Source organism: Streptomyces sp. JLBT605, from assembly GCF_058215555.1.
Genome location: NZ_CM177087.1, coordinates 4,782,992 through 4,806,698, shown reverse-complemented (window position 1 = coordinate 4,806,698; position 23,707 = coordinate 4,782,992). Strand labels below are relative to the sequence as shown.

Genomic DNA, 23,707 nt, shown 5'->3' with positions numbered 1-23,707 from the left:
GCTCTCCTCAGGGTGCCCACAGGTCGGGTTGGTCCGGCAGTGGCCGCCCCGGGTCGTCCCAGAGCAGGGCCAGGTGTTTCCCCGGATGACGGTCGTAGGCGTCGCTCTGCGACCGCAGTCTACGCACGTGACCGGGGAGGGTACTGAGCTTTCCCTGGCCGAGCATCCCCTCCAACTCGGCTTCTTCGGCGTCCTGTTCGATGCCGCCGTGCCAGACGAGCACCGGCACCCCGCCGAAGAGGCAGGCGGCGAAGACCTCGGCGCGGGCCCCGGCCGGGGCGCAGGTCACCACGCCGGGGGCGTCCTCGCGGGTCTGCAGGGCCCCGTAGACGTTCCTGGCTTTGAGCGGCAGGTCCTGCGGCAGCCAGTGCAGGTCCTTGACGTCCGCGTCGCCGACCCGCTCCCAGCGCCGCCGCCACAGGTGGCGCTGGCGCGCCCTGAGGTCGGCGCAGCGCATCACCACGGGGAAGTCGGTGCCCAGGGAACGCTCGAAGGGGCCGGAGGCGGGGCGCGGCCACCGGTGCGCCTCCACCTCCAGGTCGGTGGCGGCGACGAAGACCTCCACCAGGGTCTCCTGGGTGGGAGCGTGCTCCTCCAGCAGCAGGTCGAGCCGGCGCTGGATCTCCTCCAGGGTGGTGGGGGTGTCCACCGTGGCGAGCGTGTCGAAGTCGTCCGCGCCGCGGGAGGACCAGACCGCGAAGGTGCGCAGCCGGCGGCTGCCGGTGGGCTCGCCGAGCCGGACCTGGATACGGAGGTCCTCCTCGGCCGCGGCCGCTGCCGCCCGGTGCTCCGCCCGCTCCCTGGCCTCGGCGCGCCGGTCCAGCAGCACCGGCTCCAGGCCGAGCCGGCGGGCGCAGCCCCGGGACCATGCGCGCAGCGGGTCGGCCTGGGCCTGCCCGCCGGGTGCCGCGAACCGCTCGACGGCGCGCAGCAGCTGGGGCAGCCGGTGCGGGACGGCCAGCAGCGTCTCCAGCGCGTCGACCAGTGCGGCGGCCTCGTGCTGCGGCAGCCGCACCCCGGGGATCTCCTCCCGGGCCTGGGCGGCGAACTCGGCCAGCCCCCGCCGGTCCAGTCCGTCCAGCAGCCGCACCACGGTCGCGTACTCGGCGCAGGTGAGCCACTGGCCGCCCTGGACGGTCCGGCAGGCCGCCCAGGCTCCCGGCGACACCGACTGACCGGGTGTCTGGCCGGGCGCCTGGCCGGACATCTGGCCGGGCGGCTGCTCGGCGAGCACCTGGAGCAGGGTGGCGACTCCGTGCGGGATGCGCAGCGCCCAGTCGACCAGCTCCTCGGGCGTGGGCGCGGTGGTGACCGGCGGCTCGCCGGTGAACTCCTCGCACAGCCGGGCCGCGACCCCGGCGCCGGTGGTGGCGCCGAGAAGCCTGACGGTCTCGAAGACCAGCTGCTTACGGGCCATCAGCTGCGCCTCGGTCAGCGGCGCGGGGAGGCTGAAGCGGCTCTCCTGGCCGTCCCAGTCGCTGACCGACACGGTCGGGAACTGGTGCAGGCCGTGCTCGGCGCGCCGCCGCTCGAAGTCGCGGCGGGCCGCGGCCCAGGCCGCGGCGAGATCCAGCCCGCGGCCGCTGTCGGCCCCTTCCAGCTGGTCGAAGAGGACGGAGGTGAACAGCCCGGCGCGGTTGTGGTTCTTGGCGATCCCCCCGGGCCGTGCGGCCCGCAGCAGGAAGAGCGGGCGGTCCTCGGTGGTCTGCGGATCCTCGCAGAGCCGGTCCGGTGGGGAGGCCAGCGCCTGCTGCGTCGCCGTCAGTGCCTCCCGGCAGGCGTCGACGACCATGGTCACCCGGTGCACCGAGCGGCGCGGCAGGCAGTCGGTGCGCAGCAGGTGGACGAGGTTGTCCGCGTCCAGCCCCACCAGATCGGTGTCGCTCGCCTCGGGGTACAGCAGGCTCCAGCGGTCGCCCTGGGCCTGTATGCCGTGGCCGGCCCAGTAGATCCACAGCCAGTCGGTGTCGAGGTCGCGCAGTTCGTCCCGGAAGACGGCGCGCACGGTGGCCCGGTCGGCCGGGCGGTAGGAGGGCGGTGCGACCTTGGCGAGTGCCTCGGCGTTGTCGTCGAGGGGCGACGCCAGCAGGTGGACGTTGCGCGGCGGTACGCCCTTGCCGGCCAGCCAGCGCAGCACCCGGATGGCGTCGTTCGCCGGGCCGTCCAGGGGCTCCAGGAAGCCCCGGTAGGACTCGACCGCCACCACCACGGCGTGGGTGCGCGACCAGTCGTGTTCCACAGCTGTCACGGCGCCTCCGCGGCCAGCAGTTCGTACAGGCCGTGGTGGGCGAAGTAGGCGCTGTGGGCGCGGGGGAAGGGCTGCCGGGTGTCCACCCGGACATCGGTGACCCGGCCGGGGAAGACCTTCTCCCCGACGAAGGCGAGCAGGTCGCGCTCGTCGTAGACGTTGATCCAGCGCGGGAAGGTCTCGGGCAGGGGGTCGCCCTGGCGCAGGCTGCTGAGCGCGTCGAGCTCGTAGAGGTAGGGCGCCTGGGAGCCGACCGTCACCAGCAGGTCCACGGAGGGCGGGGGCGGCCCCGCGGTGCCGTACGCCCCGGCCGCGAGCAGATCGACGCAGGCGATGCCGCCCAGGCTGTGGGCGAGCAGCACGACCGGACCGCCGGCGGCCGCGGCGGAGCGCACCGCCGCGTCGATCTCGGCCCGCAGCGCGCCGCCGCGGGCCTGGTAGCGGAGGATGTCGCCGCCCGCGGGGGCGCTCGCCCCGGTCAGCCGGGAGCGGTACCGGCCGGCGGTCGCGGACAGCGGCCACAGCAGCGGGGTGGCCAGTCGGCCGCCGAGCCGGCCGGCGGCGGCCTTCAGGCCCCGGTCGGTGCCGCCGAGCCGGTCGGTGAGCCGGGCGACGACGGCGTCCCGGTCGGCGCCGTCCACCGGCAGCGGCTCATCGAGCTGCTGGGCGGCCTCGGCCATCCGCACGGCCTGGGCGAACACCGCGCGGGCCGCCACCTGCTCGATGCCGTCGGCGGGCGGCCGGCCGGCGAGCGCCGCGGAGATCTCGGCGGCCACCTTCTCGGCGGCGCCGCCGAGATGCGGGGCCAGGTCCTCGGCGAGCTGCCGCAGGGAGCCGGTGGAGCCGGTCGGGCTCGTGGAGCCGGTGGAGCCGGTCTGGCCGGTCGAGCCAGTGGTGCCGGTCGGGTCGGCCAGGCCCGTGGAGCCGGTCGGGCGCGTGGTGCCGCCGGGGCCGGTGTCTTCCAGGGCGGTCGGCGGCAGGGCGAGGGCGCGGACGCGCTCAGCGACGCCGTCCCAGTGGTCGCGGCGGCCGGGCGTGAAGCGCACCCGCCCGCCGCCCTCCTCGCCCGCCGCGTCCGCGAAGGCGCGCAGTTCGGCCAGCGGATCGGCGTCCAGTGCGGCCCAGACCGCGAGGGGGTCGTGCGCCGCGGGGCCGCCCTCACCATCGGCGAGCCCGCGGTCCGCGTCCCGCACCGGAACCGACGCCCAGTGTTCGGCGAGAGCGGCCCCGTGCTCCTCGCCCCAGAAGCAGCGGACCGCGCGGGCGTCGGGCATGACCCGGCCCAGCGACGCGGCCACCCGGCCGAAGGTCCTCTCGTACGACTGCGCCCTGACCCCTGTGCCGTGCACGAATATGACGCTCGTCACCGATCCCCCGCCCGTCCCCTGACCTGTGCCGTGGATCACCATCCTACTCGGGTGACGGTTGATCAACTGTGCGTACGCACAAGGGGGTCGGGGGAAAGGGGGCCGCGGCGGTTCAGCCGCCGGACGTGTCCAGCTCCGCGTCCGCGTGGACCGTCGCGCGGTCGTACGGGTCGTCCAGCCAGCCGTCCGGCAGGACGACCCGGTTGCGGCCGGAGGTGCGGCCTCGCGGGCCGTCCGCCCCGGCCGGCCAGGGCTGGTCGAGATCGAGATCGGCCAGCAGAGCGTCCAGTTCGGCCAGGGACGAGGCGATGGCCAGGCGCTTGCGCATCTCCGAGCCGACGGAGAAGCCCTTGGTGTACCAGGCGACGTGCTTGCGGAAGTCGATGACGCCCCGCTCCTCGTCCTCCAGCCACTCGGCCAGCAGCTCCGCGTGGCGCCGCATCACCGCCGCCACCTCCCGCATCGTCGGCGCCGCCGCCCGGCCGGTGCCCTCGAAGGCGGCGACCAGGTCGCCGAAGAGCCACGGCCGCCCCAGGCAGCCGCGCCCGACGACCACGCCGTCGCAGCCGGTCTCGCGCATCATCCGCACCGCGTCGTCGGCCGACCAGATGTCGCCGTTGCCGAGCACCGGGATCTCCGGCACGGCCTCCTTCAGCCGCGCGATGGCGTCCCAGTCCGCGGTGCCGCCGTAGTGCTGGGCCGCGGTGCGCCCGTGCAGCGCGATGGCGGTGACGCCCTCCTCGACCGCGATCCGGCCCGCGTCGAGATAGGTGATGTGGTCGTCGTCGATGCCCTTGCGCATCTTCATCGTCACCGGCAGCTCCCCGGCGCCGGTCACCGCCTCGCGCAGGATGGCGCGGAGCAGGTGCCGCTTGTAGGGGAGCGCGGAGCCGCCGCCCTTGCGGGTCACCTTGGGGACCGGGCAGCCGAAGTTCAGGTCGATGTGATCGGCGAGGTCCTCCTCCACGATCATCCGGACGGCCTTGCCGACGGTCACCGGGTCCACGCCGTACAGCTGGATGGAGCGGGGCTTCTCCGAGTCGTCGAAGTGGATCAGCCGCATGGTCTTGGCGTCCCGCTCGACCAGCGCGCGGGTGGTGATCATCTCGCTGACGAAGAGCCCCTTGCCTCCGGAGAACTCCCGGCACAGGGTGCGGAACGGCGCGTTGGTGATCCCGGCCATCGGTGCGAGCACCACCGGCGGCTGGACCGTGTGCGGGCCGATCTGCAGCTGCGTCGTCAGGGTCATGGAACCGGCTTCCTCGGATACGTTGCGGGGCGGATGGGGCGGGCCGATCTCCCATTGTCCCGCACCCCGGCGGGTGCCCTCAGCGATGCCGGTCACAGCCCTCCTGTCCATGGCCGCTCCAGCGAGGCTCCAGCCGGACCGACGGCGTCCGTTTTACCTTGCGGGCATGCCTGAACTGAGCCACCGGCGGCGCATGCTCGTCCTCGCGATCTGCTGCACGAGCCTGCTGCTCGTCAGCCTCGACAACACCGTGCTCAACACGGCGCTGCCCGCCATGCGCCAGGACCTGGACACCTCGGTTTCCGGCATGCAGTGGACGATCGACGCCTACACCCTGGTCCTGGCGTCCCTGCTGATGCTGGCCGGCTCCACCGCCGACCGGATCGGGCGGCGCCGGGTCTTCCAGACCGGGCTGGTGGTCTTCACCCTCGGCTCGGCACTGTGCAGCCTGGCGCCCAACCTGGAGTGCCTGGTCGCCTTCCGGATGGTGCAGGCGATCGGCGGCTCGATGCTCAACCCGGTGGCGATGTCGATCATCACCAACACCTTCACCGAGCCGCGCGAGCGGGCCCGCGCGATCGGTGTGTGGGGAGCCGTCACCGGCCTGAGCATGGCCGCGGGTCCGCTGATCGGCGGGCTGCTGGTGGAGTCGGTCGACTGGCGCGCCATCTTCTGGATCAATCTGCCGGTCGGGCTGGCGGCCCTGGTGCTCACCGCGCGGTACGTGCCCGAATCGCGCGCCCCGAAGCCGCGCCGGGCCGACCCGGTGGGCCAGCTGCTCGTCATCGCGGTGCTGGGCACGCTGACGTACACGATCATCGAGGCACCGGAGGCGGGCTGGGGCTCGGCTCGGACCCTGCTGGGCGGCACCGTCGCGCTCGCCGCGCTCGCCGGGCTACTGGGGTACGAGCGGCGGCGCGCCGAGCCGCTGGTGGAGCTGCGCTTCTTCCGCAGCGCGCCGTTCAGCGGGGCGACGGTGATCGCGGTGAGCGCCTTCGCCGCGCTCGCCGGCTTCCTCTTCCTCACCACGCTCTACCTCCAGGACGTCCGGGGCATGTCCGCGCTGCACGCCGGGGTGTGGATGCTGCCGATGGCGAGCATGGCCCTGGTCTTCGCCCCGCTCTCCGGGCGACTGGTCGCCAGTCGCGGGCCACGGCTGCCGCTGCTGCTCGCCGGCGGCTTCATCGGGGCGTCCGGGGTGCTGTTCGCCGGCTTCGACGCGCAGACGCACAGCGGGCCGCGGTTCGCGGCGTACGCGCTCTTCGGCATCGGCTCCGGGCTGGTCAACACGCCGATCACCAACACCGCGGTCTCCGGGATGCCCCGCGCCCAGGCCGGGGTGGCCTCCGCCGTCGCCTCCACCAGCCGCCAGGTCGGGCTCTCGCTGGGCGTGGCGGTGATCGGGGCGGTGCTGGCTTCGGGGGCGGTGCGCGGCGGCCCCACCGACCCGGCGGACTTCACGGACGCCGCCCGGCCGGGCTGGTGGATCATCGCCGGCTGCGGAGTGGTGATCACGGTGCTGGGGGCGGTGACGACAGGCCGCTGGGCGGAGGCGACGGCCCACCGCACGGCCGCGCTCTTCCCGCAACCCGCTCCCCCGGGCAAGGCCCCGGCCCATCGCGTCTAGTCCCGGGCCCGGGACGCCCGCTTCCCCGCCCCGCATGGGCTGGAAAATCCAGCCCGTCCTGGGGGCACCTCCCAGCGTTAGCTGGGGGAGTTTGAGGACCGGGGTCTGGGGCGGAGCCCCAGGTAAAAAAGATCAGAGCTCGCACAACCGGTGAAGGCGCAGCCGCGACTCCTCGTCCAGCGGAACATACGTCACCAACCGCGGCCCCGCCGCCGGCCCCAGCCACAGGTTCGTGTGCTGCAAGTGCAGCGCCCCCACATGCGGGTTGCGGATGTGCCGCGCGTGACAGAGCTGTGTCACCACCTCATGCCGCGCCCACACCTCGCGGAACTCCTCGGACGCTCCCTGGAGGCGGGCCAGCAGCGCCTTCCAGGCGGGTTCGGCGAGGTGCTCGGCCATCGAGGCGCGGAACTTCGCCGCCATCGTCCGGTTCACCTCCGGCAGGTCGGCCACGGCCGCCCGCCAGTCGGCGTTGGTGAAGGCCAGCCACATCACGTTGCGGTCCTCGGGCGGCAGGGCGTCGAGGTCGCACAGCAGCCGCCCGTAGGTGCGGTTGTGGGCGAGGATGTCGTACCGGCTGTTCTGGACACAGGCCGGCAGCGGCTCCAGCTGATCCAGCATCTCCCTCAGCATGGGTGTCACCGTCGGGCAGCGCGTCTCGGGCGCCGGGTCGGCCGTCTCCGCGAGCGCGAAGAGGTGCGCGCGTTCACTCCGGTCGAGCAGCAGGGCGCGGGCGATGGCGTCCAGCACCTGCGCGGAGACCTGGATGTCCCGTGCCTGCTCCAGCCAGGTGTACCAGGTGACGCCGACGGCGGAGAGCTGGGCGACCTCCTCGCGGCGCAGTCCGGGCGTGCGCCGCCGTCTGCCGCGTGGCAGACCGACCTGCTCGGGGGTGATGCGTTCCCGGCGGCTGCGCAGGAAGGCGGCGAGTTCGGCGCGGCGCACGTCGGCCCCGGTCTGCTGGAGGGCGATGCTCATGTGCCCAGAGTGCCTACCTGCTCAGACAGATGCCAGGTACTGGCTGTACCAGGATAAAGACACTCTGGTACCAGGCTGAGTGGGCCGCCATCGTCGTATCCGTGACCGATACTCCTACTCCACTACGCGCCCCCGCTCCCGCCCGCTCCCACACCCCGCCGCCCGGTCGCCCCGTCCCGCGGACGCCGGCCCAAGCGCCCGCCGCGGGCGGCGGCCTCGGCCCGGTCGGGCTCGCCGTCCTGCTGCTCGGCGCCGCCCTGCCGCTGATCGACTTCTTCATCGTCAACGTCGCGCTGCCCGCGATGGGCCGCGATCTGGACGCGAGCCCGGCGGTACTGGAGCTGGTGGTCGCCGGATACGGCGTGACCTACGCCGTGCTGCTGGTCCTCGGCGGACGGCTCGGCGACAGCTTCGGCCGCCGCCGGCTCTTCCTCGTCGGGATGGCGGCCTTCGGAGTGACCTCGCTGGCCTGCGGACTGGCGCCGGACGCCTGGACGCTGGTCGGCGCGCGGGTGGCGCAGGGGGCCGCCGCCGCGCTGCTCCTCCCCCAGGTGCTCGCCACCATCCACGCCTCCACCAGCGGACCGCGCCGGGCCCGCGCGCTGAGCATGTACAGCGCCACCGCCGGGCTCGCCATGATCGCCGGGCAGATCCTGGGCGGCGTGCTGGTCGCGGCCGACGTCGCGGGGACGGGCTGGCGCTCCGTCTTCCTGGTCAATGTGCCCGTCGCCGTGCTGGGTCTGGTGCTGGCGGCCCGCACCATTCCGGACACCCGGTCGGAGCGGCCCGCCCCGGTGGACGTGCCGGGCACCCTGCTGCTCGCGGCCACGCTGATCACGCTGCTGCTGCCGCTCACCGAGGGGCGGGCGGCGGGCTGGCCGCTGTGGACGTGGGTGTCGCTGGCTCTCTTCCCGCTCGCGGCGGCGGCCTTCTTCGTCGTAGAGCGGCGCGCCGACCAGGCGGACCAGGCCGACCGGGCAGCCGGGGCGGACCGCGCGGCGTCGGCCGACGGGGCGACCCGGGCCGGCCAGGCGGCGCCGGGTTCCGGGAAGGCCGGGCGCGCGGCCGGCCGGGTGCCGCTGGTGCCGCCGAGCCTCTTCGCGCTGCCGGGTCTGCGGCGCGGGCTGATGCTGCTGCTGCCCTTCTCGCTCGGCTTCGGCGGCTTCATGTTCGTGATGGCCGTCGCCCTCCAGCAGGGCCTGCGCTTCGGGCCGGTGGCGGCCGGGACGGCGCTGGTGCCGATGGCGGCCGCCTTCTTCGCGGCCTCGCTGGCCGGGCCGCGCCTGGTGGGCCGGTTCGGCAGCCGGGTGTTCACCGCCGGCGGGGTGTTCCAGGCGCTGGGTCTGAGCCTGCTCGCCGTGACCGTGGCCCGCGGCTGGCCGGACCTGGGCTTCTGGCAGCTGATGCCGGGGCTGGCGGTGGCCGGCCTCGGCCAGGGGCTGCAGCTGCCGCTGCTGTTCCGGATGGTGCTGGCGGACGTACCGGCCGAGCGGGCCGGGGTGGGCAGCGGGGTGCTGGTCACCACCCAGCAGTCCGCGCTGGCGCTGGGCGTGGCGACGCTCGGCACCCTCTTCCTCTCCCTGGAGCCGTCGCTGGGCATGCGGGACGCGCTGCTGACGGCGCTGTGGGTGCAGGTGGCCGCGGTGGTGGTGACAGCGGCGCTGAGCCTGCGGCTGCCGCGCGCGGTGGGCTGACCGCCGGAAGCGGAGCCGGAGCCGGAACGGGCACGTCTTCACACCCATGGACTGACAGATATTGAAATCTGTCAGTCCATGGGTGATGCTGGAGGGGACGCAAACCCCTTCCCTCCCCAGGAGTCCCCTGTGCTGCACCGCACCCTCGGCACCACCGGCCCCCAGGTCTCCCTCCTCGGCCTCGGCTGCATGGGCATGTCCGCCCTCTACGGCGAGGCCGACCGGGCCGAATCCATCGCCACCATCCACGCCGCCCTGGAGGCCGGCGTCACCCTGCTGGACACCGGCGACTTCTACGGCATGGGCCACAACGAGCTGCTGATCAACGAAGCCCTGCGCACCGCCCCGCCGGCCCACCGCGAACAGGCCGTCACCAGCGTGAAGTTCGGGGCGCTGCGCGACCCGGACGGCGGCTGGTCCGGCTACGACGGCCGCCCGGCCGCGGTGAAGAACTTCGCCGCGTACTCCCTCCAGCGGCTGGGCACCGACCACATCGACATCTACCGGATCGCCCGCGTCGATCCCGACGTGCCGATCGAGGAGACGGTCGGCGCCATCGCCGAGCTGGTCAAGGCCGGCTACGTACGCCACATCGGCCTCTCCGAGGTGGGCGCCGACACCCTGCGCCGGGCCGCGGCCGTCGCCCCGATCACCGATCTCCAGATCGAGTACTCGCTGATCTCGCGCGGCATCGAGGCGGAGATCCTGCCCACCGCCCGCGAGTTGGGCGTCGCCGTCACCGCGTACGGCGTGCTCTCCCGCGGTCTGATCAGCGGCCACTGGAGCCGGGACCGCAAGCCGGCCGCGGGCGACTTCCGCGGTATGAGCCCGCGGTTCACCGGGGACAACCTGGCGCGCAATCTCGACCTGGTCGACGCGCTCCGCGAGGTCGCGGACGGCAAGGGCGTCTCGGTCGCGCAGGTCGCCATCGCCTGGGTGCTGGCCCAGGGCCCCCGGCGCCGCGCGACCATCGTCCCGCTGATCGGCGCCCGCCGCCGGGACCGGCTGACCGAGGCGCTCGGCGCGCTGGACGTTACGCTCGACGCGGACGATCTGACCGCCATCGAGGAGGCCGTACCGGCGGGCGCCGCAGCGGGCGAGCGCTACCCGGCGGCACAGATGGCGCACCTGGACAGCGAGAGGAAGTAGCCGACCCGATGCCGCCAGACGCTCGGCGCGACCCGAGGCCCGCCCCCCGGGCCGACGCTCGACCCGGCACCCGGGCCGAGGCCCGGACCGAGCCCCGGGCCGACGCCCTGACCCCCGACCGCATCCTCGAGGCCACCGAGGAGGTGCTGCGCCGGTACGGCCCGGCGAAGGCCACGGTGGTGGATGTGGCGCGGGCGCTCGGGGTAAGCCACGGCAGCGTCTACCGGCACTTCCGCACCAAGGCCGCCCTGCGGGAAGCGGTCACCGACCGGTGGCTGGACCAGGCGCACGAGGAGCTGTCCGGCATAGCCGCCGGCGAGGGCCCGGCGCCCGAGCGCCTGCGGGCCTGGCTGGCGGCGCTGTTCGCCGCGAAGCGGCGCAAGGCGGGCGACGATCCGGAGCTGTTCGCGACGTACATGGCCCTGGTCGGCGAGAACAGCGACACGGTGGCGCGGCACATCGAGACGATGGTGGGGCAGATCGCGGCGATCGTCGCCGGCGGCGTGGAGCGCGGGGAGTTCGCGATGGCGCCGGGCTCGGACCCCGCGGCCACCGCCCGCGCGATCTGGGACGCGACGGGGCGCTTCCACGATCCGGTCTACGCGGCGGAGTGGGCGGCGCCCGGCATCGACGAGGCGTTCGCCGCCGTCTGCGACCTCCTCCTGCGCGGCCTTACGCCCTGACCGGGGGCTAGCCCCCGGACCCCCAGTCCTCAAGCGCCGGACGGGCTGGAAAATCCAGCCCCTCCGGCGCTTGAGGAGCGGGGTCTGGGGCAGAGCCCCAGCACGGGAAAGGGCGGGGTGGGGAAGACCAACGACTGGCCCCGGCCGGAACGAACCCGCAAGCCAAAACCCCGAGGGTGGGGCGCGCATATCGCACGCCCCACCCTCGGGGTTGACGTCATCGTGGAGCAGCAGCCCGCACAGACCGCCGCGTCAGCAGCCCAGCAGTCGCCCGCCCAGGTACCCCTCGATCTGGTCCAGCGACACCCGCTCCTGCTTCATCGTGTCCCGCTCGCGCACCGTGACCGCGTTGTCCTCAAGCGTGTCGAAGTCGACCGTGACACAGAACGGCGTGCCGATCTCGTCCTGGCGGCGGTAGCGGCGACCGATCGCGCCCGCGTCGTCGAACTCGATGTTCCAGTGCTTGCGCAGGTCTGCCGCCAGCCCCTTCGCCTTCGGGGACAGCTCCGGGTTGCGGGACAGCGGGAGCACCGCGACCTTGACCGGGGCCAGACGCGGGTCGAGGCGCAGCACCGTGCGCTTCTCCATCTTGCCCTTGGCGTTCGGCGCCTCGTCCTCGACGTACGCGTCGAGCATGAAGGCGAGCATCGCGCGGCCGACACCGGCCGCCGGCTCGATCACGAACGGGGTCCAGCGCTCGCCGGCCTCCTGGTCGAAGTACGACAGGTCCTGGCCGGAGGCGGCGGAGTGCGCCTTGAGGTCGTAGTCGGTGCGGTTGGCCACACCCTCCAGCTCGCCCCACTCCGAGCCGCCGAAGGAGAAGCGGTACTCGATGTCGGCGGTGCGCTTGGAGTAGTGGGAGAGCTTCTCCTTCGGGTGCTCGTACCAGCGCATGTTCTCCTCGCGCATGCCGAGGCCCGTGTACCAGGCCCAGCGCTGGTCCATCCAGTACTGCTGCCAGTGCTCGTCCTCACCCGGCTTGCAGAAGAACTCCATCTCCATCTGCTCGAACTCGCGGGTGCGGAAGATGAAGTTGCCCGGCGTGATCTCGTTCCGGAAGGACTTGCCGACCTGGGCGATGCCGAACGGCGGCTTGCGGCGCGAGGTCTGCTGGACCTGTGCGAAGTTGGTGAAGATGCCCTGGGCGGTCTCGGGGCGCAGGTAGGCGACCGAGCCGGAGTCCTGGGTGGGGCCGAGGTGCGTGGAGAGCAGGCCGGAGAACTGCTTGGGCTCGGTGAACTGGCCCTTGTTGCCGCAGTTGGGGCAGTTCACGTCGGCGAGGCCGTTGGCCGGGGCCTTGCCGTGCTTGGCCTCGTACGCCTCCTCCAGGTGGTCCGCGCGGAACCGCTTGTGGCAGGAGGTGCACTCGGTGAGCGGGTCGGTGAACGTGGCGACGTGGCCGGACGCCTCCCAGACCTCGCGCGCCAGGATCACCGAAGAGTCGAGGCCGACGACATCGTCACGCGAGGTGACCATGGCGCGCCACCACTGCCGCTTGATGTTCTCCTTCAGCTCCACACCGAGCGGCCCGTAATCCCAGGCGGCACGCTGTCCGCCGTAGATCTCACTGCACGGGTAGACGAAGCCACGGCGCTTGCTCAGGCTGACGATTGTGTCGATCTTGTCGGCGGCCACGGTGCTCTCTTCATTGATGTCGACGAAGCAATGCCTCAGGTTACCGGCGCGTGGGCCCCTGGGATCAAATCGCATGGGTGGAGAACGGGCCTCGACCAGCTTGTTGACAATGGTTTCCAGTTTTGTTGAAAATGAGAGTCATGAACGTACGCCCTCTCATACCCGCCGCCGTGGCCGGAGCCACCGCTTTGGCCATGGTCACGCTCTCTTCCTGCACCCTCGAGGCGTCCGGGCGGGCCGAGGACGGCAAGCTCAACGTCGCGGCGTCGTTCTACCCGATGGCGTTCCTCGCCGAGCGCATCGGCGGTGACCACATCCATCTGAAGACCCTCACCAAGCCCGGCGTCGAGCCGCACGACCTGACGCTCACCGCCAAGCAGACCGCCCAGCTCAGCGAGTCCGGGCTGGTGGTCTACCTCAAGGGCATCCAGCCGGCGGTGGACGAGTCCGTCGACCAGGCCGACCCGAAGGCCGTCGCCGAGGCGAGCTCCTTCACCCACCTCGAAGACCACGGTACCGAGGTCCGCGGCCACGACCACGGCGAAGAGGGCCAGGAAGACGGCCACGGGGAAGGTCACGAGGAGGAGCACGGCGAGCACGCCGGTGCCGACCCGCACATCTGGCTGGATCCGGTCAAGTACGCCGAGGTCGCCGAAGGCGTCGGCAAGGCCCTTGCGAAGGCCGACCCGGACAACGCCGCCGACTACAAGAAGAACACCGCGGCGCTGGTGAAGGAGCTCAAGGCGCTCGACGCCGAGTTCACCAAGGGGCTGAAGAACCGCGCCTCGGACACCTTCGTCACCACTCACGCCGCCTTCGGCTACCTCGCCGAGCGGTACGGCCTGACCCAGGAGGCCATCTCCGGCCTCGACCCCGAGTCCGAGCCCAGCCCCGCCCGGATCAAGGATCTCCACGACATCGTCGAGAAGGACAAGGTCTCCACGGTCTTCTTCGAGACGCTGGTCAGCGACAAGACGGCCAAGACCCTGGCGGGCGACCTGGGCCTGAAGACCGAGGTGCTGGATCCGATCGAGGGCATCAGCGACAAGTCCAAGGGCGATGACTACTTCGCCGTCCAGCGCGCGAACCTCAGCGCGCTGCGCCAGGCGCTCGGCGCCAAGTGACGACGACCCACAGCCAGACGCTCACAGCCAGACCATGGAGGCGGCAGACATGAAGGAGCCGGTGATATCCCTGAGCGGAGCGAGCGCTTCGCTCGGTTCCAGGCCCGTGCTGCGTGGCGTCGATCTCACCGTGCGCCGCGGCGAAGTGGTCGCGCTGCTCGGAGCGAACGGCTCCGGCAAGTCCACCGCGGTGCGTGCCGTCGTCGGCCAGGTCCCGCTCACCGGCGGCACCCTGGAGCTGTTCGGCACCCCGCGGCGCCGTTTCCGTCAGTGGGCCCGCATCGGGTACGTACCGCAGCGCACCACCGCGGCCAGCGGCGTCCCGGCCACCGTCCGCGAGGTCGTCTCGGCCGGCCGGCTGGCCCGCACCAGGCTGGGCCTGCCGGGCAAGGCGGACCGGGCCGCGGTGGACCGCGCGCTGGAGCTGGTGGGGCTCGCCGACCGCGCCAGGGACTCGGTCAACGCGCTCTCCGGCGGCCAGCACCAGCGGGTGCTGATCGCCCGCGCGCTGGCCGGCGAACCGGAACTGCTGATCATGGACGAGCCGATGGCCGGCGTCGACCTGGCCAGCCAGGAGATCCTCGCCGCCACCCTGCGCGAGCAGGTGGCCGTCGGCGCCACCGTGCTGCTGGTGCTGCACGAGCTGGGTCCGCTGGAGCCGCTCATCGACCGCGCGGTGGTGCTGCGCGACGGCTGCGTGGTGCACGACGGCCCGCCGCCGGAGGCGGTCGGCCAGCACGCGCTGCCCGGCCACGACCATGTGCACCCGCACGCCCCGCACGACGCCGAACCGATCCGGACAGGGCTTCTGAGCTGATGGAATTCCTCCAATACGCCTTCATGCAGCGGGCACTGATCGCCGCCCTGCTGATCGGCGTCACCGCCCCCGCCGTCGGCATCTACCTGGTGCAGCGGCGCCAGGCGATCATGGGTGACGGCATCGGCCATGTCGCCCTGACCGGTGTCGCGCTGGGCTTCCTGACCGGCACCAACCCGGTGTGGACCGCGGTCGCGGTCTCCTCGCTCGGCGCGATCGTGATGGAGCTGATCCGCTGGTACGGCAAGACCCGCGGCGATCTGGCGCTGGCGATGCTCTTCTACGGCGGCATGGCCGGCGGCGTGCTGCTGATCAACCTCTCGCCGACCGGCTCCAACGCCAACCTCACCACCTATCTCTTCGGTTCGATCACCACTGTCTCGCCGGAGGACATCACCGCGATCAGCGCGCTCGCCGGCTTCGTGGTGCTGATCACCATCGGCCTGCGGCGCCAGCTCTTCGCGGTCTGCCAGGACGAGGAGTTCGCCCGGGTCACCGGGCTGCCGGTGCGGACCCTCAATCTGCTGCTGGCCGTCACCGCCGCGGTCACCGTCACCGTCGCCATGCGCGTGGTCGGCCTGCTGCTGGTCAGCGCGCTGATGGTGATCCCGGTCGCGGCCGCCCAGCAGGCCACCCGCGGCTTCGCGATGACGCTGGCGCTGGCGATCGGCATCGGCGTGAGCGTCACCCTCTCCGGCACCGTCTACTCGTACTACGAGGACGTGCCGCCCGGCGCGACCATCGTCGTCCTGGCCATCGGTGTCTTCGCCGTCATCACCGCGCTCGCCGCCCCCCTGGCGAGAAAACGCGCACGGGTCCACACTCCCGCGAAGGAGTCCTGCACCCTGGAGCCCTCGGCCGTACCCACCGGCCGGTCCACCGGGGACGATGTCCAGGTGTAGTCCAGGTCTGCTCGCGCTCCAGCCCGCCCCGTCCCCGCCGCCTGGCACAATGACCACGCAAGGGTGCGGACGGGTGACACCGAGCAGGCGAGCTTGAGGAGGCAACTGTGGCGACCGCGAATCCCCCAGTACGCGGCCGGTCCACCAGGCAGCGCGCGGCAGTGGCGGCTGCGCTGGACGAGGTGGACGAGTTCCGCAGCGCGCAAGAGCTCCACGACATGCTCAAGCACCGGGGCGACTCGGTCGGCTTGACCACCGTCTACCGCACCCTGCAGTCGCTCGCCGACGCCGGTGAGGTCGATGTACTGCGCACCACCGAGGGCGAGGCCGTCTACCGCCGGTGCAGCAGCGAGGAGCACCACCACCACCTGGTGTGCCGCTCCTGCGGCAAGGCGGTCGAGGTCGAGGGCCCGGCCGTGGAGAAGTGGGCCGACTCGATCGCCGCGGAGCACGGCTTCGTGGACGTCGCCCACACCATCGAGATCTTCGGCACCTGCGGGGAGTGCTCCGCCCCGGCGCCTGACAAGCCGTAGCCGGGCGGCTACCGGAAAAGCGACGGGCCGCGACCGTCCGCGCCTCGGGGGCGTGGCGGCCGCGGCCCGTGACTCTTCACGGCGACACTCAGCCCTGCGGCGTGGTCGGCTCCGCTTCCTTCTTCAGCAGCTCCTCGTTGGGCGTCGCGCCACCGAAGCGGCGGTCCCGGGAGGCGTACTCCAGGCAGGCCCGCCATAGGTCCCGGCGGTCGAAGTCGGGCCACAGCACGTCCTGGAAGACCATCTCCGCGTACGCGCTCTGCCAGATCAGGTAGTTCGAGGTGCGCTGCTCGCCGGAGGGCCGCAGGAAGAGATCCACATCCGGCATGTCCGGGTAGTACAGGTACTTCGCCAGGGTCTTCTCGCTGACCTTCGACGGGTCGAGCCGGCCCGCCTTCACGTCCTCCGCCAGCGCCCGCGCCGCGTCCGCGATCTCCGCGCGTCCGCCGTAGTTCATGCAGAAGTACAGGGTCAGCTCGTCGTTGCCCTTGGTCTGCTCCTGCGCGACCTGCAGCTCCTTGGCCACCGACGTCCACAGCCGGGGCATCCGGCCGGCCCAGCGCACCCGGACACCGAGGGAGTCGAGCTGGTCCCGGGACTTGCGGATGAAGTCGCGGTTGAAGTTCATCAGGAAGCGGACCTCGTCCGGCGAGCGCTTCCAGTTCTCGGTGGAGAAGGCGTAGAGCGAGACGTTCTTCACGCCCATCTCGATCGCGCCCTGGAGCACGTCGAGCACCTGCTCGGCGCCGACCTTGTGCCCCTCGGTGCGCGGCAGCCCGCGCTCCTTGGCCCAGCGGCCGTTGCCGTCCATGACGATCGCCACGTGCTTGGGGACCAGCTCGCCGGGGATCTTCGGCGGCCGTGCCCCGGAGGGGTGCGGATCCGGCACCTGGTACTCGCGCCGCTGTCGACCCAGAATTCCGCGTCGTGCCATGCGGGTGTCCGTCTCCCTTGCTACCTTCTGCGCTTACCTTCGGCGCACTTCTGCCTGCTTCTGCTTACTTCTCGACGTACCGGAGCGAGCGCAGTCCCCGCTCCAGATGCCAGTGCAGATACGCGGCCACCAGCCCGCTGCCCTCCCGGGCGTGACGGGCCTCGCAGGCGTCCGCGGTCCGCCAGTCCCCGGTGAGCAGCGCGCCGAGCAGCGTCAGCGTCTCCGCCGAGGGTACGACGCTACCGGGCACCCGGCAGTCGCCGCACACGACTCCGCCCGCCCCGACCGAGAAGAAACGGTTGGGCCCGGGCATGCCGCACTTAGCGCAGTCGTCGAAGCTGGGGGCGTAGCCGTTGACGGCGAGAGAGCGCAGCAGGAAGGCGTCGAGCACCAGGTGCGGGGCGTGCTCCCCGGCCGCGAGGGTGCGCAGCCCCCCGACGAGCAGCAGGTACTGCTGGACGGCGGGCTCGCCCTCGTGGTCGGTGAACCGCTCGGCCGTCTCCAGCATGGCGGTGCCCGCGGTGTAGCGGGCGTAGTCGGTGACGATCCGGCTGCCGTACGGAGCGATGGTCTCGCTCTGCGTACACAAGGGCAGGCCGCGCCCGACGAGGTCGCTGCCGCGTGCGAAGAACTGCACGTCGACGTGGGAGAAGGGCTCCAGCCGCGCCCCGAACTTCGACTTCGTGCGGCGCACCCCTCGGGCCACGGCGCGTACGCGCCCGTGACCCCGGGTGAGCAGCGTGATGATCCGGTCCGCCTCGCCCAGCTTCTGGGTGCGCAGCACGATGCCGTCGTCGCGGAACAGGGTCATGAAGTCATTGTGGCGTACGGGACAGGTGATCGAATCCGCCGGCTTTGGCCCGCCGCAGGAACGCGCCAAGCTGCGCGGGCCGGGTGGCGATGACCCGTTCCGGGTCGTCGCTCTCCCGGAGGAGGACCGTGTCGTTGCCGTGGGCAAGCTCGACGCAGTGGTTGTCCTCGCCGTCTCCCGAGTAGGAGGACTTCTGCCAGGTGCGGCCCAGCTCGACGCAGGCGTTCTCGGCATCTCCGGAGTACGACGACTTGCGCCAGCGTATGTTCGACATCTCCCCTGCCTTCAGAGTTGTTGTGCGATGGCGTGAAGGAAATCGCGGCTGTCGTTCGGGTTGAGGGATCTTTCCTCGATCCGTTCCAGGACTCTTCGGAAGTTGGCGAGCCGCACCTCCGCGTCGAGGAACGCCGAACCGTCTGTGACGTCCAGTTGCACCGTATCCAGCTGCGGGACCGGGCCGTGGAAGTACAGCGTGGAGTTCCCAGCGTTCGGAAAGCCACCTGCGGAGAAGGGGATGACCCGAACGGTCACGTTCTCCCGCTGGGACTCCTCCAGGACATGCTCCAGCTGCCCCCGGGACACCTCCGGGCCGCCGAACTGCATCCGCAGTGCCGTCTCGTGGATGAGGAAGGTGCACTGCGGCGGATTGGCCCGGTCCAGCACATCGCGACGCCGAAGCCGGAAGGACAGCCGAGTCCGCAGTTGGGCAGGCGTAGGGGAAGGCTCGGCACCAGCGAACACCGCCTTCGCGTACGCCTCAGTCTGGAGCAGCCCGGGGAAGTACATGATCTGCACATTCCGCAGCGCCAGCGCATGGTTCTCAAGCTCGGCCAAGTCCAGTGCCCCAGTGGTGACCTTCCCGCGATACTCCTCCCACCACCCCCGTACTCGCTCCGTCGCCATCGCTGCGAGAGCATCGACGTATGCGTGATCACCACAGGAGTAGATGTCGGCCAGCATGCGAACGCGTTCAGCGCTGACGCCCAGACGGCCGGACTCCATATTGCTGATCCGAGCGCCCTCAGCGCCAAGTTCCTGGCCCGCCCGCGCTGCGCTCATCCCGGCGCGCTCACGCATCTTGCGCAGCTCCGCACCGAGCCGCCGTTGTCGAGCAGTTGGAGCTGGCCGCTGCGGCATCTACATCTCCCTCTCTCGCTCACTCCATGTTGCGGCGACCCTACCGAGAGCCCAACACATGACGCATCAATTCAGGTGAACCGGATGCAGCCATGCACCCGACCCCGCTATCGTCGTCATCGCACAGCGCAGTGCACCAACTACCCCACGCGTTGGGAGAGATCGCCATGTCCTTGACCAGGAACACCGCTCCGCTCTACCGACTCAGCGCCCCCAATGACCCCTCAAGCCCCCGCGTGTGCCGCGACGCTATCGCGGCCCTGCTCCGGGCCAAAGGAGAGCAAACCCTCGTTGACACCGCACGGTTGCTCGTGTCAGAGGCCGTGACCAACGTCCACCGCCACGCCACCAGTACCCGCATGATCCACATCGACGTCTTCGTGCAGAACGGCGCCGCCTGGATCGCCGTGAAGGACAACGAGCCGAAGGAACGTCCGTTGCACCCACGGCCGATGGACCCGGAGGGCGAGGGCGGGCGGGGACTCCTCCTCATGGACCAACTCGCGCACGCCTGGGGCGTCAGCAACCCCGGCAACCAGGACCCCAACCGCAAGCAGGTCTGGTTCGAGGTGCGCGCGCCGGGGGCCGTACGGCCGAGCCTCTGATGCGCTTGCCCTGGAGCGCACTCCAGCTCCTAGCGTCACGCTCATGACCACACAGCATCAGCACACCCCACGCAAGCTCGGCTCCGGATTCGACGCGCGGAGCACGGCCGATGACGTTCTGGCCGGGATCGATCTGACAGGCCGGACGGCGCTGATCACCGGGGGCTACTCCGGGCTCGGGCTGGAAGCCACCCGGGCACTGGCCCGGGCGGGGGCGCGGGTCATCGTCCCCGCGCGCAGGCCGGACCAGGCGCGGCAGGCCCTGCACGGCATAACCAGGGCGGAGGTGGGCACCCTCGACCTGGCCGACCTCGACAGCGTCCGCGACTTCTGCGACCGCTTCCTGGAGACCGGCCGCACCCTCGACATCGTCATCAACAACGCCGGCATCATGGCCTGCCCGGAGACCCGCGTCGGACCGGGCTGGGAGGCGCACTTCGCGATCAACCACCTCGGCCACTTCGCCCTCGTGGCCCGGCTGCGCCCGGCCATGGCGCGCGGTTCGCGCGTGGTGTCCGTGGCGTCCTCCGGCCACTTCCTCTCCGGCATCCGCTGGGACGACCTCCACTTCCGCACCGGCTATGACCGCTGGCTGGCGTACGCGCAGTCGAAGACCGCCAACGCCCTCTTCGCCCGGCACCTGGACACCCTCGGCGCCGACCAGGGGCCGCGCGCCTTCGCCGTCCACCCGGGCAGCATCCTCACCCCCTTGCAGCGGCACATCCCCCGCGACGAGCAGATCGCGCTGGGCTGGATGAACGCCGACGGCGAGCCCGCGACCGGCTTCAAGTCCCCGGCGCAGGGCGCGGCGACGGCCGTGTGGGCGGCGACCTCTCCCCTGCTGGAGGGCCACGGCGGCGCGTACTGCCAGGACTGCGACATCGCCGAGCCCGCCACCACCGACGACATGCTGATCGGCGGCGTCAAGCCCTGGGCCACCGACCCGGCCGACGCGGCCCGGCTCTGGGACCTCTCCAGCGAACTGACCGGGGTGGAATGACCCGCCCGGGCCCCGTGCTCAGGCCCGGACCAGAACCAGGGTCTCGTTGGGGGTGAGGGTGCCGTCGGCGCGCTGTTCGTGGACCAGGAGGGCGGTGGCGAGGGCGAGGTAGTCGTCGGACAGCCTGGAATGGACCGGCAGCCTGGCCGCCACGGCGGAGAGGGTGAGGGCCGCCAGCCGGAGACAGGGCAGGTCACTGGGGGCCACGGCGCCGGGCTGCTCGGCGAGGGCCCTGACCGAGGAATCGACGGCTTCGGAGAGTCGCTCCACGATCGGAAGCAGCATGCCGGGGCTGGCGAGGAAGGCGCCGTGCTGTCGTCGGCTGATGCGGGCGGGGTCGGTGATCGCGTCCAGCCGCGCGATGTACGGACTCCCCGGGACAGGGGCCCAAAGGACCGGCTTCACATAGTCGGCGAACGACACGATCGGCTCGGCTTCCCGCTCCATGTCGCACCGGAGGTGGAGCAGGAGCGCGGTGGTCCAAGCGGCGATGCGGACACCGCTCCTGCCCGGGGCGAGGAAGGCGTCCGGCAGGCGGTCGGCGGTGCGCAGGAGATCGTAGGCGTCAAGGTAGGACTCGACACGGCCTGAGAGGAAGTCACCGAGACCGAATTCGCCGATGCCGAAATTGCCGACCTCCGGGATGCACAGCCGGGGCAGGGCGCTGATGACATCGCCAGGTGAGGAGGCGCTTTCGGCGAACTCGCGCAGCACTTCGAGGAAGGACCGGTAGGACGTGCGACGTGGTGCGCTCCTTACGACCATCGGGCCCTCCGACAGGACCAGGGCGCTGCCGAGGGCCAGCTGGCCGATGGCCAGGGCGACTTCGTCCTGACGGCCGTGGCCGAGCCAGCTCATCGATGTCGGCCTGACCCCGACAGGCGACCACGGATTCCGCATCCCCCGCGGCACCCACAGGCGAGGAGGGCCGGCGGGGTTGCTCTCGCGTGGAGCGCACCAGACCGGATAGCGGCCCGCGTGGGCGACCAGCCGGAAGCCCGGGTCCTCGACCTCCGCCAGGGTGGGCAGCCGGTAGCCGGAGCCGTCGGGGAGGAGTTCGTTCACCCAGGCGACGAAGGTCGTCGCCTGCCGCCCGGTCATACCGAGGGCGGTCCCCTCCGGTCTGTCCGCGGACAGTTGGGGGCCGAGGCCCAGACGACGGTCCACCCCGAAGAACTGGAAGAGGCTGCGGGGTACCGGTCGGGCGCAGACCACCGTGTCCTCCCCCAGCGGGACGGTGTCCCGCAGGACCCGGGTCACCATGACCGCCGTCAGCAGCCGGTAGCGGGGGGACGCCACGCCTTCACGCTGCATGTCGGTGCGCGAGTCGCGGAGCCGCCGGGCGGTGTCCGGGTCGAGTTCGGCGGCCTCCTCCTCGCAGTCGAAGGCGAGGGCGAGGGCGGTGATGGAGCCGGAGTCCAGGCAGGCGTCGACGACGGGGGCGGGGTCGGTGCGGGCGGCGTAGAGCAGGGTGGTCTCGCGCCACCAGTCGTCGTCCACCGCGTCCGCGAGGACCTGGACCAGGCCACGGTGGCTGATGTGCCGGGCGGCCAGATGCTCCTGGAGGGTCAGGTGGGCGAAGGCGAAGAGGCCGCGCTCCCGCTCGACGAGGAGTCCGCTGGCGACGATGGAGGCGAGGAAATCCTCCACCGGGACGGTGGCCGCGACCCGGAGCAGGATCGGCCGCAGGATCTCCTCCGCCCGGGCGGCCTCGATGTCCCGCTTGCGGTCGGCCATCATCACGTACGCCAGCTCCCGGACCACGATCTCCTTCTTCGTCCCGGCCAGCTCCTCCGGCGCGGTGGGGGCTCCCTGCGCCTCCCTGCGGCGCCACAGCAGCACCTCGCAGATCTCGCCGTACAGCTCGGCGCGGCTGCCCGGCAGGGCGCCCCGGTAGCGGTGGACGTTGGCGATCATGGTGAGGAGCAGCGGGTTGGCCGCCAGGTCGTACAGGACCGGGCGGGCGCGGAGGCGTTCGAGGAGGTCCTGCGCCCCCTCCTCGGCCCGCTCGGTGACAGCCGCGTCGTCCTCGCCGGTGGACAGCCGCTCGATCGCGCGGTACCAGCCCTGGACGAAGCGGGAGATCTGCTCGCCGGTGAAGCGGCGGACCTGGAGCACGCGGGCGCGGTTGACCGGGGCGGAGTGATAGCCGTGCGGGCGGGAGGTGAGGATGAAGTCGTTCGCCTCGTAGCTGTCGATCTGGCTCTCCACCCAAGCGGAGACCCGGCGCCGGTCCTCCTCCCGGGCCACCTCGTCCAGGCCGTCCAGCAGCACCACGCAGCGTCCCTCGCGGAGCCGTTGGTCGAACCAGCCGGGCGGCTGGACGGCCGGGAAGCGGCGCAGGGAGGCAGTGATGATCTCGGGCAGGGTGATCGCCGGGTTGGCGGAGATCGCGTCGGTGTGGTCGCGCAGCAGGAGCAGCACCGGCAGGTCCCGGCGGCCCCGCCGGCCGCGCTCGCGGGCCAGGCCCAGCGCCAGGTGCTTGAGCATGGTGGTCTTGCCGGTGCCCGGGGCGCCGATCACCGCGAGCGCGGTGCCCGCCGGCTTCCCGAGGAAGTCCCGGATGGACTGGCGTACCGGCGCCGTCCCGGCGGGCAGCGCACCGGCCAGGGATTCGCGGGACACCTCGTGCGTCGGCTTCGGCACCAGGCTGACGTCGATGAACACCTCCTCCAGCCGCGGGGTGAAGTCGCCCCGGGTGGCGAGGCCCTTGAGATCGATGAAGCGGTGGTGGCTGAGGACGAACCCGCGGTACTCCCGCTCGAAGCGGGAGATCCGGCGGCGCAGCCCGCCGTCGACCGCGTCGGCGGCCCGGCCCACCCAGCGGTCGGAGACGTTCGCGTACACCTTGACCAGGAAGGCGACGACGGCGAGCAGCCCGGCGTAGCCGAGGAACAACAGCAGTGCGCCGACGGGGTGTTGCCGGATCGAGGACCAGAATCTCGCGCCCAGCAGCGCGGGCGGCAGCACACTGGCCGCCGCCAGGCCGATCCGGGACAGTAACTCCGAGCCCCCGCCCTTGCCACCCGCCACAGCCGACGCTCCCCCGATTCGCTGGTGTGGCGTCCTGTTATAGCGCAGCGGGCGACGGGCGGTCAGGAAGTCGGGCGATCAGGGGCAGCCCCCGGTCAGTCGTGGCCGGCGAAGTCCGGAACAGGCGGTCGGCCAGGGAGAGTCGGCGGACTTCGCAACGCCGGTGCGAAGCCTGGGACGA

At 72.0% G+C, this 23,707-nt stretch carries 20 protein-coding genes; 10 read left to right on the top strand and 10 right to left on the bottom strand.

All coding sequences use genetic code 11. The features are described from left to right. Nucleotides 1-7 precede the first annotated feature (7 nt). The 3 genes from AC4BDD_RS20905 to dusB form a co-directional block, all read right to left on the bottom strand. Complete coding sequence (locus tag AC4BDD_RS20905; protein ID WP_490686980.1) at nucleotides 8-2,248, bottom strand: VMAP-C domain-containing protein; 2,241 nt, start codon at nucleotides 2,246-2,248, stop codon at nucleotides 8-10. Then, nucleotides 2,245-3,615, bottom strand: coding sequence for a hypothetical protein (locus tag AC4BDD_RS20900; protein WP_490686979.1), 1,371 nt, complete (start codon nucleotides 3,613-3,615; stop codon nucleotides 2,245-2,247). The genes AC4BDD_RS20905 and AC4BDD_RS20900 overlap by 4 nt, the downstream gene beginning before the upstream one ends. 112 nt (nucleotides 3,616-3,727) lie before the next feature. Next, nucleotides 3,728-4,864: a tRNA dihydrouridine synthase DusB gene (gene dusB, locus AC4BDD_RS20895; protein ID WP_490686978.1), complete on the bottom strand. Its 1,137-nt coding sequence runs from the start codon at nucleotides 4,862-4,864 to the stop codon at nucleotides 3,728-3,730. 166 nt (nucleotides 4,865-5,030) lie between these two features. On the opposite strand from dusB, the gene AC4BDD_RS20890 reads away from it, so the two are divergent. Further along, on the top strand, nucleotides 5,031-6,491 hold the full coding sequence (locus AC4BDD_RS20890; RefSeq protein WP_490686977.1) for an MFS transporter: 1,461 nt from the start codon (nucleotides 5,031-5,033) through the stop codon (nucleotides 6,489-6,491). 132 nt (nucleotides 6,492-6,623) lie between these two features. Here AC4BDD_RS20890 and AC4BDD_RS20885 read toward each other — a convergent pair whose 3' ends face one another. Then, the gene (locus tag AC4BDD_RS20885; protein ID WP_490686976.1) at nucleotides 6,624-7,469 is read right to left on the bottom strand and encodes a helix-turn-helix transcriptional regulator; all 846 of its coding nucleotides are present in this window, start codon (nucleotides 7,467-7,469) and stop codon (nucleotides 6,624-6,626) included. A 101-nt stretch (nucleotides 7,470-7,570) separates the two neighbouring features. On the opposite strand from AC4BDD_RS20885, the gene AC4BDD_RS20880 reads away from it, so the two are divergent. The 3 genes from AC4BDD_RS20880 to AC4BDD_RS20870 all read left to right on the top strand — a co-directional run bounded on the left by AC4BDD_RS20880 (nucleotide 7,571) and on the right by AC4BDD_RS20870 (nucleotide 10,995). After that, complete coding sequence (locus tag AC4BDD_RS20880) at nucleotides 7,571-9,163, top strand: MFS transporter (protein ID WP_490686975.1); 1,593 nt, start codon at nucleotides 7,571-7,573, stop codon at nucleotides 9,161-9,163. A 129-nt stretch (nucleotides 9,164-9,292) separates the two neighbouring features. Next, the gene (locus AC4BDD_RS20875) at nucleotides 9,293-10,312 is read left to right on the top strand and encodes an aldo/keto reductase (RefSeq protein WP_490686974.1); all 1,020 of its coding nucleotides are present in this window, start codon (nucleotides 9,293-9,295) and stop codon (nucleotides 10,310-10,312) included. An 8-nt stretch (nucleotides 10,313-10,320) separates the two neighbouring features. Beyond that, nucleotides 10,321-10,995 carry a TetR/AcrR family transcriptional regulator gene (locus tag AC4BDD_RS20870; RefSeq protein WP_490686973.1) on the top strand — a complete coding sequence of 225 codons (675 nt, stop codon included), beginning with the start codon at nucleotides 10,321-10,323 and terminating at the stop codon, nucleotides 10,993-10,995. A 252-nt stretch (nucleotides 10,996-11,247) separates the two neighbouring features. Here the strand turns inward: AC4BDD_RS20870 and AC4BDD_RS20865 are convergent, their stop codons facing one another. Beyond that, nucleotides 11,248-12,630 (bottom strand): glycine--tRNA ligase, encoded by a 1,383-nt coding sequence (locus AC4BDD_RS20865; protein WP_490686972.1) that lies wholly within the window; start codon nucleotides 12,628-12,630, stop codon nucleotides 11,248-11,250. A 140-nt stretch (nucleotides 12,631-12,770) separates the two neighbouring features. Here AC4BDD_RS20865 and AC4BDD_RS20860 point away from each other — a divergent pair, with 140 nt between their 5' ends. The 4 genes from AC4BDD_RS20860 (at nucleotide 12,771) to AC4BDD_RS20845 (ending at nucleotide 16,006) form a co-directional block, all read left to right on the top strand. Then, nucleotides 12,771-13,754, top strand: a complete 984-nt coding sequence (locus tag AC4BDD_RS20860; protein WP_490686971.1) for a metal ABC transporter substrate-binding protein — start codon at nucleotides 12,771-12,773, stop codon at nucleotides 13,752-13,754. A gap of 49 nt (nucleotides 13,755-13,803) precedes the next feature. Continuing rightward, complete coding sequence (locus AC4BDD_RS20855; RefSeq protein ID WP_490686970.1) at nucleotides 13,804-14,571, top strand: metal ABC transporter ATP-binding protein; 768 nt, start codon at nucleotides 13,804-13,806, stop codon at nucleotides 14,569-14,571. Further along, nucleotides 14,571-15,473, top strand: a complete 903-nt coding sequence (locus AC4BDD_RS20850; RefSeq protein ID WP_490686969.1) for a metal ABC transporter permease — start codon at nucleotides 14,571-14,573, stop codon at nucleotides 15,471-15,473. The genes AC4BDD_RS20855 and AC4BDD_RS20850 overlap by 1 nt, the downstream gene beginning before the upstream one ends. Before the next feature lie 107 nt (nucleotides 15,474-15,580). Beyond that, nucleotides 15,581-16,006 carry a Fur family transcriptional regulator gene (locus AC4BDD_RS20845; RefSeq protein ID WP_490686968.1) on the top strand — a complete coding sequence of 142 codons (426 nt, stop codon included), beginning with the start codon at nucleotides 15,581-15,583 and terminating at the stop codon, nucleotides 16,004-16,006. Between the two features lie 88 nt (nucleotides 16,007-16,094). Here AC4BDD_RS20845 and AC4BDD_RS20840 read toward each other — a convergent pair whose 3' ends face one another. The 4 genes from AC4BDD_RS20840 to AC4BDD_RS20825 form a co-directional block, all read right to left on the bottom strand. Next, nucleotides 16,095-16,940, bottom strand: a complete 846-nt coding sequence (locus AC4BDD_RS20840) for an isoprenyl transferase (protein ID WP_490686967.1) — start codon at nucleotides 16,938-16,940, stop codon at nucleotides 16,095-16,097. Between the two features lie 64 nt (nucleotides 16,941-17,004). After that, a complete protein-coding gene (gene recO, locus AC4BDD_RS20835) occupies nucleotides 17,005-17,751 on the bottom strand; it encodes a DNA repair protein RecO (protein ID WP_490686966.1) in 747 nt (248 codons plus the stop codon). 4 nt (nucleotides 17,752-17,755) lie between these two features. Continuing rightward, on the bottom strand, nucleotides 17,756-18,025 hold the full coding sequence (locus tag AC4BDD_RS20830) for a DUF397 domain-containing protein (protein WP_490686965.1): 270 nt from the start codon (nucleotides 18,023-18,025) through the stop codon (nucleotides 17,756-17,758). A gap of 11 nt (nucleotides 18,026-18,036) precedes the next feature. Beyond that, nucleotides 18,037-18,888 (bottom strand): helix-turn-helix domain-containing protein, encoded by an 852-nt coding sequence (locus AC4BDD_RS20825; RefSeq protein WP_490686964.1) that lies wholly within the window; start codon nucleotides 18,886-18,888, stop codon nucleotides 18,037-18,039. 92 nt (nucleotides 18,889-18,980) lie between these two features. Here AC4BDD_RS20825 and AC4BDD_RS20820 point away from each other — a divergent pair, with 92 nt between their 5' ends. Further along, entirely contained in the window at nucleotides 18,981-19,493 is a 513-nt protein-coding gene (locus tag AC4BDD_RS20820) for an ATP-binding protein (protein ID WP_490686963.1), read from the top strand. Nucleotides 19,494-19,536: 43 nt separating this feature from the next. Next, nucleotides 19,537-20,493: an SDR family NAD(P)-dependent oxidoreductase gene (locus AC4BDD_RS20815; RefSeq protein ID WP_490686962.1), complete on the top strand. Its 957-nt coding sequence runs from the start codon at nucleotides 19,537-19,539 to the stop codon at nucleotides 20,491-20,493. Between the two features lie 18 nt (nucleotides 20,494-20,511). Here the strand turns inward: AC4BDD_RS20815 and AC4BDD_RS20810 are convergent, their stop codons facing one another. After that, a complete protein-coding gene (locus AC4BDD_RS20810; RefSeq protein WP_490686961.1) occupies nucleotides 20,512-23,526 on the bottom strand; it encodes an NACHT domain-containing protein in 3,015 nt (1,004 codons plus the stop codon). Nucleotides 23,527-23,707: the final 181 nt, after the last annotated feature.

Bases quoted from the DNA above. Each gene is read 5' to 3' on its own strand.
- recO (WP_490686966.1), bottom strand. From the start codon at position 17,751: ATGACCCTGTTCCGCGACGACGGCATCGTGCTGCGCACCCAGAAGCTG.
- AC4BDD_RS20820 (WP_490686963.1), top strand. From the start codon at position 18,981: ATGCACCCGACCCCGCTATCGTCGTCATCGCACAGCGCAGTGCACCAA.
- AC4BDD_RS20870 (WP_490686973.1), top strand. From the start codon at position 10,321: ATGCCGCCAGACGCTCGGCGCGACCCGAGGCCCGCCCCCCGGGCCGAC.
- AC4BDD_RS20860 (WP_490686971.1), top strand. From the start codon at position 12,771: ATGAACGTACGCCCTCTCATACCCGCCGCCGTGGCCGGAGCCACCGCT.
- AC4BDD_RS20815 (WP_490686962.1), top strand. From the start codon at position 19,537: ATGACCACACAGCATCAGCACACCCCACGCAAGCTCGGCTCCGGATTC.
- AC4BDD_RS20890 (WP_490686977.1), top strand. From the start codon at position 5,031: ATGCCTGAACTGAGCCACCGGCGGCGCATGCTCGTCCTCGCGATCTGC.
- AC4BDD_RS20850 (WP_490686969.1), top strand. From the start codon at position 14,571: ATGGAATTCCTCCAATACGCCTTCATGCAGCGGGCACTGATCGCCGCC.
- AC4BDD_RS20825 (WP_490686964.1), bottom strand. From the start codon at position 18,888: ATGCCGCAGCGGCCAGCTCCAACTGCTCGACAACGGCGGCTCGGTGCG.
- AC4BDD_RS20855 (WP_490686970.1), top strand. From the start codon at position 13,804: ATGAAGGAGCCGGTGATATCCCTGAGCGGAGCGAGCGCTTCGCTCGGT.
- dusB (WP_490686978.1), bottom strand. From the start codon at position 4,864: ATGACCCTGACGACGCAGCTGCAGATCGGCCCGCACACGGTCCAGCCG.
- AC4BDD_RS20840 (WP_490686967.1), bottom strand. From the start codon at position 16,940: ATGGCACGACGCGGAATTCTGGGTCGACAGCGGCGCGAGTACCAGGTG.
- AC4BDD_RS20830 (WP_490686965.1), bottom strand. From the start codon at position 18,025: ATGTCGAACATACGCTGGCGCAAGTCGTCGTACTCCGGAGATGCCGAG.
- AC4BDD_RS20885 (WP_490686976.1), bottom strand. From the start codon at position 7,469: ATGAGCATCGCCCTCCAGCAGACCGGGGCCGACGTGCGCCGCGCCGAA.